The sequence below is a fragment of the Cryptosporangium japonicum genome (assembly GCF_039524755.1).
Lineage (GTDB): Bacteria > Actinomycetota > Actinomycetes > Mycobacteriales > Cryptosporangiaceae > Cryptosporangium > Cryptosporangium japonicum.
Map to the genome: position 1 here is coordinate 246,273 of NZ_BAAAGX010000018.1, position 15,073 is coordinate 261,345.

Here is a 15,073-nt window from a genome sequence, read left to right on the forward strand (position 1 = left end):
CGGCTATCGTCACCGGGTGGATCGGACCGTGACGCCGGAGAACCTGGGTGCGTGGGTGCTGAAAGGCAACGCGGACCGCGTCGACCTGATCAGCCGGTTCGCCGCCGAGCCCCAGGTTTCGCAGTGGTGCGTCCGCCCCGGCTACCGGATGCACCTCATGCGCGCCGGCCAGCCGGTGGTGTTCTGGGCCAGCGGTTCCCGCGCCGGGGTGTGGGGCGTCGGGAGCGTGGCCGACGTGCCGTTCCTCGGCGAGGACGGGGCCTGGCACGTGCCGCTGGACCTGACGATCGCGCCCGTCCCGGCGCGGGTTCCGCGGTCCGAACTCCGCGCCGACCCCCGCCTCGCCGACCTCGAGGTCTTCCGCCAGCCCCAGGGCTCCAACCCGTCGTTCTTGACCGTGGAGCAGTTCGCCGTGGTGCGGTCCTACTTGGACTCCCAGGCGAACCGGTCCGGGTCGCTGAACTCGCCCGCGTCGACGCCACTCGCGAGGCGGTGAGACCCACTCCCGTCCGTCGACACTCCGGCGTCCTTCGCGAGCGCCTTCCGCCCGTAGAGCGCGAGCTTCACCAGCTACTCGGATGGCTACTGACGGCGTCCCCTGATCCGAGGGTCCTGGAGTGCTCGGGTCAATGATGCCTCGGGCGTTGTCGGATGGTGGCAGGCTGTGACCATGGTGGGGGCCAGTCAAAACGGGGACCGTCGAGACTTTTTTGTGTCCTACACGGCGTCAGACCGTGGGTGGGCAGAGTGGATCGCTTGGCAGCTGGAGGAGGCCGATTACACGGTCTTGCTTCAAGCATGGGACATGGTCGTCGGGTCAAACTGGCAGCGGATGATGAACCAGGCCACGCAGTTCGCTGAACGCACTGTCGCGGTTTTATCGAACGCATATTTGGAAGATTCTCCGTTCGGCGAGGCGGAGTGGCTGGTCGCCTTCGCCGACGATCCTCAGGGACTAGCCGGCAGGCTTATCCCCGTTCGCGTCGAGGACTGCAAACCGGCTGGGCTGCTTGCAGGCGTTGTATACGCAGATCTAGTCGGTCGAGACAAGGCCGAGGCGCAGGAGGTGCTTCTAGGAGCGATACGTGGGGCTATCGCGCGGCGGATCAAGCCGTTGGCCGAACCCGTCTTTCCGGGGATCGCCGAGAAATTGACGGAAGTGAATACAGGTGGCGGACTGGACGAGCTGTCGTTTTCAGAATCCCACCCTGCCGAGGGTGCCGGTCCTGCGCCTGGCGTAGGTCGGTCGACGGTGGACGAAAAGACTGACGAGGCGGTGATCGCGCCAGGAAAGGGCGCCGTGTCTACTGTCGATGGCGGAGCCGCGGGACGGGTCGCTCGGTCGGAGTACCTATCCCAGGTGCGCCAGATCGCGCCGCAGGCACTTTTAGGTCGGGGATGCTGAGTTGGCAGCTATGACCGCGTTCTGTACTGATGCAGCAGCCGGCCCGTATGTGTGGTGGCGGGCGGGAGCATGGACAGGAAAGTCCGCGTTGATGTCCACTTTCGTACTGAATCCGCCCTCTGGTATAGTAGTGGTTTCTTTCTTTATTACTGCCCGATACGCCAGTAATGACAATCGCGCAGCCTACGTCGAGGTGATCAACGAACAGTTGGCCGGGCTGCTAGGCCAGTCGGTTCCGCCATATCTCTCGCCGGCCGGCCAGGAACGGCTGTACTGGTCTTTGCTCGAACAGGCCGCCCGGCACTGCCAAGAGGGCGGCAAGCGGTTGGTGTTGTTAGTCGACGGTCTGGACGAGGACAGAGGGGTCACCACCGGCACCGGCGCGCACAGCATCGCGGGGTTGCTACCAGCAAACCCGCCGGCCGGGCTACGGGTACTGGTCGCAAGCCGCCCGGACCCCCCGGTCCCCGCGGACGTGCCCGGTAGGCATCCATTGCGGAGCCCGGACATCGTTTGGCTCCTGCGGCGTTCCGAACACGCCGAGGCCAGTCGGGACACAATGCTCGCGGACCTTGCCCGGTTGCGAGACGGTAGCGTGCTGGAGCGAAACGTGTTGGGGTTGGTGACCGCAGCTGGAGGTGGTTTGTCTAGCCGGGACCTCGCTGAGCTGTGCGCGGCCTCAGGGCAGCAAGTCACCGATTGGGACGTCGAACGGCTGTTGGCCACAGTGGTTGGACGAAGCTTTTCTTCCCGAGACAGTCGGTTCAATCCAGCTGAAGAACCACGCGTGTACGTGCTGGGTCACGAGGAGATACAGCAGGAAGCCATCCGATCCTACGGACCCATTATGCTGGCCGCATATCGGGACTGGTTGTACGTCTGGGCGGATACCTACCAAGCTGCTGGTTGGCCAGTCGGCACCCCTGAGTACCTTTTACGCGGCTACTTTCGCCTTCTGCTCGCGGTTGGGGACCTGGCACGGGTGACGAGGTGCGCGACCGATCCGGCCCGGCATGACCGAATGCTCGACTTGTCAGGTGGAGACACAACCGCCTTGGCCGAGATCACCGACGCCTTTGACGCGATCGCGACCAGCCCATCTCCGGACCTGAGGTCACTGGGCAGGGTGGCCTACCATCGGCAGCAGATCGCCGACCGTAACAGCAATATTCCCACCGCACTTCCTGCCGCCTGGGCCGTGCTCGGACGCCCTGACCGAGCCGAACAACTCGCCCGTGGCATTACTGATGCGTCCTTGCAGGCGGAGGCGTTGGTCGGGTTGGTGGCTTCCCTGGCCGAGGCCGGGAAACGTGAACGCGCTGAGGCATTGGCCGAAGACGCCGAGCGAGTCGCCCACCGGATCACGAATGCGCACTCCCGTGGTCAGGCTCTGGCCGGACTAGCGGCCGCCTTGAGCCAGGCTGGCGAACACGACCGGGCCGAGCAGGTCGCCCGCAGCATCACCAGCGAGTCCCTCCAGGCACAGGCACTAGCCGGACTAGCGGCCGCCCTGGCCAAGGCTGGTCGGTATGACCGCGCCGAGCAGGTCGCGTACGAAATCGCCAGCGAGTATTCCCGCGGTCAGGCTTTGGCTGGGTTGGTGGCCGCCCTAGCCCAGACCGGTGAGTACGATTGGGCCGAGCAGGTAGCCGACGGAATCGTCAACCCTTCCTTTCGGGCGCGTGCGCTGTGTGGATTGGGCGCAGCCTTGGCACAGGCCGGCGAACACCACCGCGCTCACGCAATGACCCAAGATGCCGAGCGGATCGCCCGGAGCATTACCGACGAGTACTCCTGGGCGCAGGCTTTGGCGGGGTTGGTGGCTGGCCTTGCTCAGGCTGGTGCATACGATCGGGCTGAGCAGGTCGCCCGCAGCATCGCTAACGAGTCCCTATTGGCGGACGCTTCGGTCGGACTGACGACGACGTTGGCCCAGGCTGGTGAATACGATCGGGCCGAGCGGGTCGCCCGCAGCATCACCGACGCATCCTTCCGGGCGCAGGCTCTGGCTGCCCTGGCGACGACTCTGGCTGCAGCTGGCGAGTACAACCGCGCTCAGGTGGCAGCCCAAGATGCCGAGCAGGTCGCCCGCAGCATTACCAACGACTCCATGCAGGCGCAGGCTTTGGCTGGGTTGGTGGCCGCCCTAGCCGCAGCCGCTGAGTACCATCGTGCCGAGCAGGTCGCCCGCCGGATCGCTAATGAGTCTTTGCAGGCGCAGGCTTTGGCTGGGTTGGTGACCGCCCTAGCGCAGGCTGGTGAGTACGAACAGGCCGAGCAGGTCGCTCGTGGAATTGCTGACGAGTCGTTTCAGGCGGATGCTCTTGCGGAACTGGCGACGACGTTGGCCCGGGCTAGTGAGTACGATCGGGCTGAGCAGGTCGCCCGTCGAATCGCTAACGAGTCTCTATTGGCAGATGCTCTGGTCGGATTGACGACGACGTTGGCCCAGGCTGGTGAGTACGAACAGGCCGAGCAGGTCGCTCGTGGAATTGCTGACGAGTCCTTTCAGGTGGATGCTCTGGTCGGATTGACGACGACGTTGGCCCAAGCCGGTAAATACGACAAGGCGGACCAGGTTGCCCGCATGATCACAAAGGAGTCCCTGCAGGCGGATGCTGTGGCGGGTTTAGCGACGACGTTGGCCCAGGTTGGTGAATACGATCGGGCCGAGCAGGTTGCCCGGAGCCTTACTAAGGAGTCCCCTCAGGCGCACGCTTTGGCTGGGTTAGTGCCCGTCCTGGTTGCAGCAGGCGAGCGCCCCCGCGCTCGGGCTGTGGCCCGGGATGTCGAGCGGGTCGCCCGCGGCATCTCTGATGAGTCTTTGCAGGCGCAGGCTTTGGCTGGGTTGGTAATCGCCCTGGCACAGGCTGGTGAATACGATTGGGCCGAGCAGGTCGCTGGTGGGATTGCTGACGAGTCCTTTCAGGCGGATGCTCTTGCGGAGCTGGCGACGATGTTGGCTGAGGCCGGTGAACAGGACCGCGCCGAAAAGACCGTTGGCAGCATCAGCAGTAAGTCCCTGCAGGCGCAGGCTCTAACCAGGTTGCTTAGGACGCCTACGATCCCAGATGCTGATTCGGTCCAGCAGCGGGTCGCCCGCAGTGTCACGGACGCACCGTCTCGCTTGCGGCAACGGGTCTCTCTAGCGACCGCTGAAGTTCGAGGCGGGCAGCATCCTCGTTCCCAGGGCCCGGCCCAAGATGCCGAGCGGGTTGCTCGCCGTATGACCGACGCATCCTCCCGGGCCCAGGCTCTGGCCGCCCTGGCGACGAACCTAGCCGCAGCTGGCGAGCATCACCGTGCTCAGGCTCTAGCCCAAGATGCCGAGCGGGTTGCTCGCCGCATCACCGACGCATCCTCTCGGGCCCAGGCGCTAGCCGCTTTAGCGACCGCCCTGGCCAAAGCCGGTGAAAATCACCGTGCGCGGGACCTCGCTATCGCAACGCTAAACAGCAACTGGACCATTTTACCGCTTACAGCCTTCAGTCGGTCTTTCCCGGATATCTTGCTCGGGCTTTTCGATCAATCCGCCAGCTGAATCGACGGGCTGGATCGCAATGCATCCGGCGGTGCAGAGGGCTGGGTCCAAACTTCACATGCTCGGCGAAACGCAAGGCCAACCGCTCACCGCTGCAGACAGGACCGTGCGGAGAGTGGCTTAACAGGGGCAGAAGACTGCAGGCGGTCGTGGCCTCATTTGTGGCCTGAGATGATGCCCGCGGACGAAGGTCGTTGAGGATAGTGAACCTTATGAAATGCGCAGATAGACTGTGTAAGAACCTAGCGCCCAAGGGCGGAGATTCTCGTAATGTGCAGGCCCTGCTCTTCTTGGCGTCTCGACTAATTTGTTTTGCAGCTCGATAAGTAACCGGGGAGCCGATTTGCAGAACGAACGAGGGTGCCGTTCTTTAGATCGATGGGGTTATACTTTTCGTAAGGGCTCCGGTGGCCCCGGCGGAACATCTCGCGCCGGCATAGCCCGGCCATAGTTGCAGCGGCGCGCCGATCGGTCTCACCCACGAATGCCGCACACGTCCGCAGCGTGGTCGACTCCCACCGCCATGCCCGAGGCGCCCAGCCATTGTCCGGAGGTCGACGCCTGCTGCGATTAGCTCCATAGCGTCGTAGTGCCTCGGTGAGTGCATGCACGTAGTGCGCAATTCGAGACGCTCGGCGGTCCCCCGGTAGCGCTGTGAGATTGTTGGTGGCTTCATGGGCAATGAGGAATTCGGTGTCAGCGAGAAGACGAGAGCACTACGCCCAAGGCGCCGCAGTCGGCCCGCCTACGATTCCGGCGCTCAGTGAGCAGCTGCACGGTCTCGGCGTCGATAGCCAGCCGCCGTGTCCGTTCCGTCTTGGTCTTCTTGTCTTCGACTCCGGACTTCGTCTTGGTACCGCTGCGCTCGACAGTAAGGATCCCCCCTTGAAGTCGACGTGTCGCCAGCGCAGCCCACACAGCTCACCGCGGCGGGAGCCGGTCAGTATCGTCAGCCAGAGCAGCAGACCCCACCCCGGATCGTTTGCCCACGCGTCACTGATCAGCAGCGCCGCCTCCGACGGCGACGGCGGATCTGGCTCGCCAGGCTCGAACGCTTGCGGCTCGGCTATCTCGGCGACGTTGACCGTGACGTAGCCCCAACGGTGTGTGCGCTCGTACGCGCCACCGAGGATGAAGTGGATCTTCCGCACGGTTTTGGCCGCGAGCGGCGCGCAGATGTGACCCTTCCGCCTCCGGCGCCCGGTGCACTGGAGATCCCGACAGCTCTGCAACTTGGCGTAGAGCTTTTCGAGCGTCTCGGCCGACATCCGCCCTGCCTGCTCATCGCCGAACACCGGGTTGAGTAGATCCGGATCAGATCGTTGTGCCGGTCCCGAGTGCTAGTCGCGTGGCGCTCGACCTCCAGCCACTGTTCGAGAGTCCGCCGAACGGTGATCGCCGACTTCGGATGCCGCTGCTCATCGACCTGGTGCTGGAGACGAGTCAGCGCGACTTTGGCTTCGTTGTCCGTCGGGCATGTCGCGCGGAGATACCGCGACCTCTTCGTCAGCGGATCGACGCCTGCGTACACCACCGCGCGGAAGCTTCCGGAGGGGAGTTCCTTGATGGATCTCCCCGACGACGGCGATTCGAGGGCATGGAGCGATTTAGAGCCCGTTCATTCCACGGACCAGCGGACAGCTAATCGATGAAGAGCGAAACGCCTGGTAAACCAATGTGCCCTCGGGCAGATTCGAACTGCCGACACCCGCTTTAGGAGAGCGGTGCTCTATCCCCTGAGCTACGAGGGCGAGGCCGACGTCGCCGCCGACCACCTGGCTCCGCACGGCCTGCGCCGTCCGGAACCAGCCCAAGCGTATCGGTAAGGAGGCCGCCGGCGTTCCGAGTATCCGGTCAACGGCTCATGACGTGCGCTCAATCGCCGGTGACGGGCGCCGGGTCAGCGTGGCGAACGCCGTCAGGGAGATCAGTGCTGACGCGACCATCACCAGGGTCATCGGCACCGCGGTGCCTTCACCTCCCAAGCCGACCAGCGGTGAGACCACCGCCGCCAAGGCGAACTGGCTCGCGCCGATCACCGCCGAACCCGTGCCGGCTGCGGACGGGGTCTGGGCTATCGCCAGCGACGTCGCGTTGCCCATCACGAAACCGAGGGACAGGATCGTCAGCCACAGCAGGGTCAGCACCGACCAGCGCTGCAGGCCGCCGGTGACCGCCAACCCGAACAGGAGAAGAGACCACAGCGTCATCGAGCCCAGCCCGAACGTCAGCAGACGCCGCGCGCCGAACCGGCCCACCAGCCGGGCGTTCAAGAAGCTGCCACCGGTGAGGCCGAGCGCGTTCGCCGCGAACGCCACCGAGAACCAGCCGGACGAGAGGCCGAACACCGTCTGGAGTACGAACGGTGACGCCGAGATGTAGCCGAACAGCGTGCCGAACGAGAAGACGAACGCCAGCGTGTAGCCGAGGAACTGGCGGTTGCTCAGGACGATCCGTGCGCCGCGGAACGTCGCCGCCAGGCCGCCGGCCTGGCGCGCGGAGGCCGGCAGGGACTCACGCAGCACGAAGAACGAGCCGGCCAGCATCACCAGCGCCAGCACCGTCAGCACGACGAACACGCCGCGCCACCCCACCGGCCCCAGCAGTGCCCCGCCGATCAGCGGGGCCACCACGGGCGCGATGCCGCCGATCGTCATCAGCACCGAGAAGATCCGGGCCGCGGCCGCGCCACGCACGGTGTCGGCCACGATGGCCCGGCCGAGCACGACGCCGGCGGCGCCGGCGAACCCCTGCAGGAACCGGAAGGCGATCAACGCGCCGACGTTCGGCGCTGCCGCGCACAACGCCGACGCCAGGACGCACACCGCCGCGCCGACGAGCAGCGGGCGACGCCGGCCCCAGCGGTCGGAGAGCGGGCCGATGACCAGCTGCCCGATCGCCAGCCCGGCCATGAACGTGGTCAGCGTGAGCTGCACGCTCGCGGCGTCGGTGCTCAGTTCGTCGGCCATCGTCGGGAAGCCCGGCAGGTACATGTCGGTGGCCAGCGGCGCGATCGCCGAAAGCAGCGCCAGCACGAGCACGGCCGCCACCGGCACGGCGGTTCTCGACGGCGGCGCCTCCGCCCGGGTAGTCAGCATCAGCACTCGTTTCAAAAGGTTATGACTTCATACATAAGTTAGTATCGACGTATGTCCGGGGAGTCGACAGAGCCCGAGCCTGTGGCGCTGCTCTCAGGCCTGCTGCACGACGTCTCGCGCCAGCTCCGAGCGGCCGCGCACGCGGAAGTGAACCTCGTCCCGCTGCCCGAGTCCGAGCGCGACGTGCTGCGCTTCGTCGGCCGGCACCCCGGGGTCAGCGTGAGCACGGTGGCCCGTGAACTACGCATGCGCAGCAGCAACGTCAGCGCGGCGGTCCGTAGCCTCGTCGCGCGTGACCTGATGACCCGCGACGCCGACCCGAGCGACCGCCGGATCGCCCGCCTCACGCTCACCGACCAGGCCTACCGCAACCTCGAGCGCCTCCAGCAGGCCTGGAGCGCCCACCTCGACGCCGCGCTTAGCCGGGTGGAGCCGGGGTACAGAGAACACCTAGAGAGCGCGGTGCCCGCTTTGCGTGCTTTGGTCCGGGTGTTGCGAGACCCGTAGGAGGCCGGGTGGACGATTCGTTGCTGGCCGACGCTGTCCGCCCCGACGCGAAAGGCGTCCGCCGAAAACTGGCTTTTCGTCGCGTCGTCGTGACGATTCTGGTCTTTGTCGTGCTGCTCGGAGCGCTCGGGCTGCTCGGTGTCCGGTCACGCGCGGTGCGGGCCACCGCGAACGGTTACACGCTGACGGTGCAGTACGCGCACGTGGCCCGCTCCGGCCTCGACGCGCCGTGGCGGGTCCTGGTGCACCACCCGAACGGGTTCTCCGACGACATCGAGCTCGCCGTCACCGCGACGTACTTCGAACTGTTCGAGAGTCAGGGCTTCGACCCGGAACCGTCCGCCGAGACCGCGGACGGCGAGTACGTCTATCTGACTTTCGACCGGCCGTCCGGGACCGACTTCCGGCTGAGCTTCGACGCGTACGTCCAGCCGTCCGCGCAGCTCGGCGCCGACGGGCAGGTGCGCCTGCTGATCGCTGGTCGACAGCTGACCCACGTCGGGTTCCGCACGTGGCTGCTTCCGTGAAGGACCGCTGATGGAGATCGTCTACCGCGCGTTGGTGATGTTCTTGTTCCTCTGGCTGATCACGCGTGCGGTCGGCCGGACCACGCTGGGCGAGCTGAGCACGTTCGAACTGCTGCTCTACGTGACGATGGGTGACCTGATCCAGCAGGCGGTCACGCAGCAGGACTACTCGGTGACGTCGGGCATCCTCGCGATCAGCGTGTTCGCGCTGCTGACGATCGCGCTGGGCTGGATCCAGCGGCGCTACCGGCGCAGCCGCCCGATCGTGCACGGCGTCCCGTACGTCGTCGTCGAGAACGGCGAACCGGTGCCGGAGACGATGCGGATGGAACGCCTGAGCCTCGACGACCTGATCGCGGCCGCCCGGCCGGAGGGGTTCGAGCGGTTCGCCGACATCAAGATGGCGGTGCTGGAGACCAACGGACAGATCTCGTTCTTCGCGCGGGGCAACAACGGATCGAACGGCGCCGGCGGAGCACCGCCTGCGGGCGGTTGAGCGTCCCTTGTGTGATGCTTCGCGGCAAAAGTGCGCGGGCTCACAGTGTCACTTGAACGCCTCGCGCAGTATGGTTGGTAAGAGCAACTAATGAGGAGGCGGTTATGGCGTCGCAGGAGGCCTGCGCCCAGCTGCTCGACCAGCTGCCCGCGATCGGCGAGATCAAGCGTCAGTTCCACCGGGTGGTTCCGGCGGTCGGGACGAACAGCGTCGGTGCGGCTGGCGCGATCCCGACGCTCGGCATCCTCGCGACCGACGGTGAGCAACGTGCCAGCGACCTGGCCGAGCGGCTGCGGGTGGACCTGTCGGTCATCAGTCGCCAGGTCGCGGCGCTGATCGAGGCGGGCCTGGTCGCCCGCGCCACCGACCCGGCCGACCGTCGCGTGCACCGGCTCGCGATCACCGACGCGGGCGTCGAGACGCTGCGTGTGCATCGGGCGCAGATGGTCGAGTTGATCTCGCGTGGCCTGGAGGACTGGTCCGACGACGACGTCGTGCGGTTCGCCAGCGGGCTCCGCCGCTTCGCCGACTCGGTCGCCGACGCCACGACACGCACCCGCCTCACGCCGGCCCCGATCGCGGTGTGACCGACCGGGCGTGTGCCGATCCACGGAGAAGGGGGTAATGAGCAACCATGCCCCTCGACGACTGGTTCCTCACCGCGGACGAGCGCGGCAACCCCTCGACCCGGATCGATTCCCGGCACCCCGACGGCGCTGCCTGGACGACCGGCAACGAGGTGCGGCCGCTCGTCCACGGGTCCACGTACTTCGCTGACCTGCTGACCGAGATCGAGGCCGCCCAGCAGGGCGACATCCTCTTCTTCACCGACTGGCGGGGCGACCCCGACGAACTCCTGGCCGAACCCGACCGCACGGTCCGCTCCGTGTTCTCCGCGGCCGCCGGGCGGGGCGTCGTCGTCAAGGGCCTGGTCTGGCGTTCCCACCTCGACAAGCTGCAGTTCAGCGCCGAGGAGAACCGCCACCTCGGCGTCGAGATCGAGGAGGCGGGCGGCGAGGTGCTGCTCGACATGCGGGTGCGCACCGGCGGCTCCCACCACCAGAAGTTCGTCGTGATCAGGCATCCGGGCCACTCCGACCGCGACATCGCCTACGTCGGTGGCATCGACCTCGGCCACAGCCGTCGCGACGACGCCGACCACCGGGGCGACCCGCAGGCCCAGCCGATGCCCGACGTCTACGGGGACCAGCCGCCCTGGCACGACGTCCAGGTCGCGATGCGCGGACCGGCCGTCGGCGACGTCGACACGGTGTTCCGGGAACGCTGGGAGGACCCGAGCCCGCTCTCCAACAACCCGATGCGCGTCGCCCGCGACCTGCTCACCCACCGTGACATCACGCCCGACCCGCTGCCCGAACAGCCGGACGACCCGTCGCCGCGGGGCACGCACGCCGTCCAGATCCTGCGCACGTACCCGCATCGCCGGCGCAACAGCTACCCGTTCGCGCCCGACGGCGAGCGCAGCATCGCCCGCGCGTACCTCAAGGCGCTCAAACGGGCACGCAGCCTGATCTACCTCGAGGACCAGTACCTCTGGTCGGAGGACGTCGCCGCGTGCTTCGCCGAGGCGCTGAACTCGAACCCCGACCTGCACCTGATCGCGGTCGTGCCGTCCTTTCCCGACCAGGGCGGCCTCTCGACGACCGGCGAGAACCTCGGCCGCAACCGCGCGCTGGAGAAGTTCCGCGCCGTGGCCCCCGACCGCGTCGCCGTCTACGGCCCGGAGAACCGCGACGGCACCCCGGTGTACGTCCACGCCAAGGTCTGCGTGATCGACGACATCTGGGCCGTGGTCGGCTCCGACAACCTCAACCGCCGCTCCTGGACGTACGACTCCGAGCTCTCCTGCGCGGTGATCGACGAGGAACGCGACCCGCGCGAACCGCTGGACCCGGCCGGGCTCGGCGACGGCGCCCGCGTCTACGCCCGCGACCTGCGTCTCCTGCTCTCGTCCGAACACTTGGAACTGCAGAAAGACGAGGTCGACGCCCTGAGTGACCCGCAGGCGGCGTTCCGTGCGTTCAAGGAGTCGGCCGACGCGCTCGACGCCTGGCACCAGAACGGGAAATCAGGTCCGCGCCCGAAAGGCCGGCTGCGCCCGTACACCCCGGAGAAGCTCAAACCGCTGGCCGGATTCTGGGCCGACCCCCTGTACCAGTACCTGCTCGACCCGGACGGCCGTCCCCGCAAGCTGCGCCGCAAGGACGACTTCTGACGCCGACCCGGGTGTCCCGTCGACGGGACACCCGGGCACGGACGAGCGTCAGCAACCCACGAGGTCCCACGGCCGCAGCGACGCCGAGCCGATGTTCTTCGAGTGCAGGACTCCGGACGTGGCGCCCGGAACCTGCAGGCAGGGGCCCCGGCTGCCGTCGATCACCCCACGCATTCGACGCGAGACGCTCTCCCCGCAGTTGCGATAGGCCACGTACTGCGTGCTTCCGCTCTTGTAGCTACTGGCACCGCAGGGATCGGCCGTGGCCGCCTGCCCCGGGATCACGATCGCCGCGCCGGTCAACCCGACGGCCACCAATAAACGAAAAGTCGCTCGCATTTCGCACCTTCCAGTATTCGGAATTCGCCGGTGGACTAGCGGTCGCCCCATTCGGTGCTGTTTGTCGTCGACGGGCCCGGGTCGATCGATGAAGTGGTGATCGGTACCGCGCCGAAGAGTGCGAGGGCGATGGTCGCGAGAAGGATGCCGAGTCCGCGTCGCATGTGAATCTCCCCGTGCTGTGCTCGGTTCTGGCCACGTCAGGAGATCAGGGAGGAACGCGGCGTGTCACCGATGCCGCCGTTGGCAGGGGTTGCCATGGCAGGACGCTGCCAGTCCGGACATGTGAGTAATCGGGGGTCTCTACCACTCGTTGTCCGAAGCGGCAGGGCCCTGCCATGGCAGTTCGTTTTGCTCGCGCTCCGAACGACCGAGCTGGTCTCCTCGGTGCGCTGGTAATGGAAGCTGCTGCCCTGGGAGTTGCTCATGCGCAAGACCGTTGTCAGTGCGACGCTCGCAGCCGCCGGCGTGGTGGCGTCGATCGGGTTCGCCGCACCTGCCGCTGCCCGCCCGGTTCCCTGCGGTTCCGACCCGACGGTCGTGCGCGTGTACAGCAGCGTCGGCGTCCGCTGCTTCGACGGGGTGGGAAGCAATCCCGGTTCGTTGCCGGGCGTCTACCGGGTGGTGAGCGGCTCACACGCAGGTCGGCTGGTGGGCGCGACGTCGGTCACGTTCGTCCCCGGGCAGACGCTCTCGATCACCCCGCCCCAGACGGTGACCGACGTCCGGCTCACGAGCTGAGACCCTTATCGCTCAGCCTTCGTGGCTCGCGAGGAACGGCGCCGACTGCGCGAGCGGCACGGATGCGCCGCGGTCGATGCGACGACCTGTCCGACGGTCGATTGGCCCCGTGCCGCCGGTCGGGTCCAGACCGGTAGCGCACCCGGAAAGGTGCGCGGCACGGGATTCGGGGAACGGTGGGGGTGCCCGGTAGCCTGGCTCGGTGCGCTGGCTGGCTTTCGGCACTTACGACGTGCAACGGCACCCTCGGGTGGCGGTGCTTCTCGACGGGCTGCGTGAGTCCGGGGAAGAGGTCGTCGAGGTCAACGACCCGCTGCCGCTCGACACGGCCGGGCGGGTGCAGATGTTGCGCCAGCCGTGGCGGCTGCCGATTCTGGCCTGGCAGCTCGGGCGGTGCTGGGCGCGGCTGATCCGCGGTGCGCGGAAGGCCGGCCAGGTCGACGCGGTGCTCGTCGGGTACATGGGGCACTTCGACGTCCGGCTGGCGCGATTCTTGTTCCGGAAGACGCCGATCGTCCTTGATCACCTGATTTCCGCGTCAGGGACGGCGACCGACCGGGGCCTGGCCGGCTCGGGTGGGGTCAAGCAGAAACTGCTGCGGTGGATCGACCGCAAGGCCCTCGGCAGCGCCGACGTCGTGCTGGTCGACACGCCCGAACATCTCGACGCCCTGCCCGCCGACGTCCAGGCGCGCGCGGTCGTCACTCCGGTCGGGGCCACGAAGCCGTGGTTCGCGCAGTACCGCGCCGAGACCGCGACCCACGAGCAGCTCCGAGTGGTGTTCGTCGGCCTGTTCACCCCGCTGCACGGCACCGCCTACCTCGGTGACGCGCTGGCCGAGCTCGCCGACGACCCGCGCATCGCGGTGACGATGGTCGGCAAGGGTCAGGACCACGCCGACTGCCGGCGACGAGCGGCGGCCAACCGGAACGTCACCTGGGTCGACTGGGTGCGCGGCGACGAGCTTCCGGCGTTCGTGGCCGGGCACGACGTCAGCCTCGGTATCTTCGGCACCACCGCTAAGGCGCAGAACGTCGTCCCGACGAAGGTGTACCAGGGCGCGGCCGCGGGCTGCGCGGTGCTGACGTCGGACACCCCGCCGCAGCGGGCGATGCTCGGTGACACCGCGGTGTTCGTGCCGCCGGGTGACGCGTCCGCGCTGGCCGCCGCGCTGCGGACACTGGCCGACGACCGGGAGCTGCTCCAGCGTCACCGTCGGCAGGTGCACGAGCGGGCCCTCGAACACTTCACCGCGGTCGGCGTCGTGGCCGGCCTGCTCGACCGGGTACGGCAGCCGGCGCCCGCCCGATGACACTCGAGACGGAGAAAGCGACCTCATGACTGCTCAGAGCGTGGCCGACGCGGTCACCCCGCCGCTGGCCCCCGGGGCCAACCTGCGTTGGTCGGTGGTGCGTCCGACGGTCGAGCGGCTCAAGCCCGCCACGATCCTCGAGCTGGGGTGCGGCGGCGGTGGCTTCGGTGCCCGGCTGGCCACGATGACGCCGCGTTATCTCGCCGCCGAGCCCGACCCGGTGTCGTACGCGCTGGCCAGTTCGCGGATCACGCCGGTCGGCGGCACGGTTATCAACGGTGACCACACGCAGTTGCCGGCGGGGGAGACCTACGACCTGGTGTGCGCGTTCGAGGTGCTCGAGCACATCGAGGACGACCGGGGAGCACTCGCCGGGTGGGCGCCGCTGGTGAAGCCGGGCGGCAACATCCTGCTGTCGACGCCGGCCGGGCCGGAGCGGATGGGGGCCTGGGACGAGGCGGTCGGTCACTTCCGTCGTTACTCGGCCGCGCAGATGACCGAGCTGCTCACCGAGGCCGGGTTCGTCGACGTCCAGGTGCGTCTGTACGGCTGGCCGCTCGGCTACATCCTCGAGGGCGCCCGCAACCGGATCGCGACCCGTCGGCAGGGTAAGGCGGTCACCGAGGGCGCGGAGGAGAGCATCGAGGAGCGCACCGCGAGTTCCGGACGGCAGTTGCAGCCGAAGGGGTCTTTGGCCGGCAACGTCGTGAAGCTCGGCACCGCCCCGTTCATCTTCGTCCAGCGCCTGGCGCCCACCCGCGGCACCGCGCTGGTAGCGGTCGGCCGCCGCCCCGCCTAGCGGTCCCGTTCCAGCGCGCCAGGGCCCGCCGAATTGGGGCCGCTTTCAGGCCGCGCAGCGCGAGGGCGCCGT

13 protein-coding genes, 1 tRNA gene and 1 pseudogene are annotated in these 15,073 nt (G+C 67.5%); 11 read left to right on the forward strand and 4 right to left on the reverse strand.

The annotated features are described in order from the left end of the window. The first annotated feature begins 16 nt into the window (after positions 1 to 16). Entirely contained in the window at positions 17 to 496 is a 480-nt protein-coding gene (locus ABD437_RS24425; protein ID WP_344651242.1) for an EVE domain-containing protein, read from the forward strand. Here the strand turns inward: ABD437_RS24425 and ABD437_RS24430 are convergent. Then, positions 430 to 567, reverse strand: a pseudogene (locus tag ABD437_RS24430) (VOC family protein); the annotation flags it as partial. The gene ABD437_RS24425 and the pseudogene ABD437_RS24430 overlap by 67 nt on opposite strands. Before the next feature lie 103 nt (positions 568 to 670). On the opposite strand from ABD437_RS24430, the gene ABD437_RS24435 reads away from it, so the two are divergent. Together ABD437_RS24435 and ABD437_RS24440 are read left to right on the forward strand one after the other, a co-directional pair. Further along, the gene (locus ABD437_RS24435; protein WP_344651375.1) at positions 671 to 1,405 is read left to right on the forward strand and encodes a toll/interleukin-1 receptor domain-containing protein; all 735 of its coding nucleotides are present in this window, start codon (positions 671 to 673) and stop codon (positions 1,403 to 1,405) included. 91 nt (positions 1,406 to 1,496) lie between these two features. Further along, the gene (locus ABD437_RS24440) at positions 1,497 to 4,946 is read left to right on the forward strand and encodes a hypothetical protein (RefSeq protein ID WP_344651243.1); all 3,450 of its coding nucleotides are present in this window, start codon (positions 1,497 to 1,499) and stop codon (positions 4,944 to 4,946) included. A 1,678-nt stretch (positions 4,947 to 6,624) separates the two neighbouring features. Here ABD437_RS24440 and ABD437_RS24445 read toward each other — a convergent pair. Together ABD437_RS24445 and ABD437_RS24450 are read right to left on the reverse strand one after the other, a co-directional pair. After that, positions 6,625 to 6,697, reverse strand: a tRNA-Arg gene (locus ABD437_RS24445). Between the two features lie 111 nt (positions 6,698 to 6,808). Beyond that, positions 6,809 to 8,044: a multidrug effflux MFS transporter gene (locus tag ABD437_RS24450; protein ID WP_344651244.1), complete on the reverse strand. Its 1,236-nt coding sequence runs from the start codon at positions 8,042 to 8,044 to the stop codon at positions 6,809 to 6,811. A gap of 81 nt (positions 8,045 to 8,125) precedes the next feature. Here ABD437_RS24450 and ABD437_RS24455 point away from each other — a divergent pair, with 81 nt between their 5' ends. From ABD437_RS24455 to ABD437_RS24475, 5 genes are all read left to right on the forward strand, one after another. Next, positions 8,126 to 8,551, forward strand: coding sequence for a MarR family winged helix-turn-helix transcriptional regulator (locus ABD437_RS24455; RefSeq protein WP_344651245.1), 426 nt, complete (start codon positions 8,126 to 8,128; stop codon positions 8,549 to 8,551). 8 nt (positions 8,552 to 8,559) lie between these two features. Next, positions 8,560 to 9,078 (forward strand): hypothetical protein, encoded by a 519-nt coding sequence (locus tag ABD437_RS24460; protein WP_344651246.1) that lies wholly within the window; start codon positions 8,560 to 8,562, stop codon positions 9,076 to 9,078. A gap of 10 nt (positions 9,079 to 9,088) precedes the next feature. Continuing rightward, positions 9,089 to 9,574: a DUF421 domain-containing protein gene (locus ABD437_RS24465; protein WP_344651247.1), complete on the forward strand. Its 486-nt coding sequence runs from the start codon at positions 9,089 to 9,091 to the stop codon at positions 9,572 to 9,574. Between the two features lie 104 nt (positions 9,575 to 9,678). Next, on the forward strand, positions 9,679 to 10,161 hold the full coding sequence (locus ABD437_RS24470) for a MarR family winged helix-turn-helix transcriptional regulator (protein WP_344651248.1): 483 nt from the start codon (positions 9,679 to 9,681) through the stop codon (positions 10,159 to 10,161). Between the two features lie 47 nt (positions 10,162 to 10,208). After that, a complete protein-coding gene (locus tag ABD437_RS24475; RefSeq protein WP_344651249.1) occupies positions 10,209 to 11,810 on the forward strand; it encodes a phospholipase D family protein in 1,602 nt (533 codons plus the stop codon). Between the two features lie 48 nt (positions 11,811 to 11,858). Here the strand turns inward: ABD437_RS24475 and ABD437_RS24480 are convergent, their stop codons facing one another. Beyond that, the gene (locus tag ABD437_RS24480; RefSeq protein WP_344651250.1) at positions 11,859 to 12,149 is read right to left on the reverse strand and encodes a hypothetical protein; all 291 of its coding nucleotides are present in this window, start codon (positions 12,147 to 12,149) and stop codon (positions 11,859 to 11,861) included. A 426-nt stretch (positions 12,150 to 12,575) separates the two neighbouring features. Here ABD437_RS24480 and ABD437_RS24485 point away from each other — a divergent pair, with 426 nt between their 5' ends. The 3 genes from ABD437_RS24485 (at position 12,576) to ABD437_RS24495 (ending at position 15,001) form a co-directional block, all read left to right on the forward strand. Further along, positions 12,576 to 12,890, forward strand: a complete 315-nt coding sequence (locus ABD437_RS24485; RefSeq protein WP_344651251.1) for a hypothetical protein — start codon at positions 12,576 to 12,578, stop codon at positions 12,888 to 12,890. Positions 12,891 to 13,092: 202 nt separating this feature from the next. Continuing rightward, on the forward strand, positions 13,093 to 14,202 hold the full coding sequence (locus ABD437_RS24490) for a glycosyltransferase (RefSeq protein WP_344651252.1): 1,110 nt from the start codon (positions 13,093 to 13,095) through the stop codon (positions 14,200 to 14,202). Between the two features lie 25 nt (positions 14,203 to 14,227). Next, a complete protein-coding gene (locus tag ABD437_RS24495; RefSeq protein WP_344651253.1) occupies positions 14,228 to 15,001 on the forward strand; it encodes a class I SAM-dependent methyltransferase in 774 nt (257 codons plus the stop codon). Positions 15,002 to 15,073 lie beyond the last annotated feature (72 nt).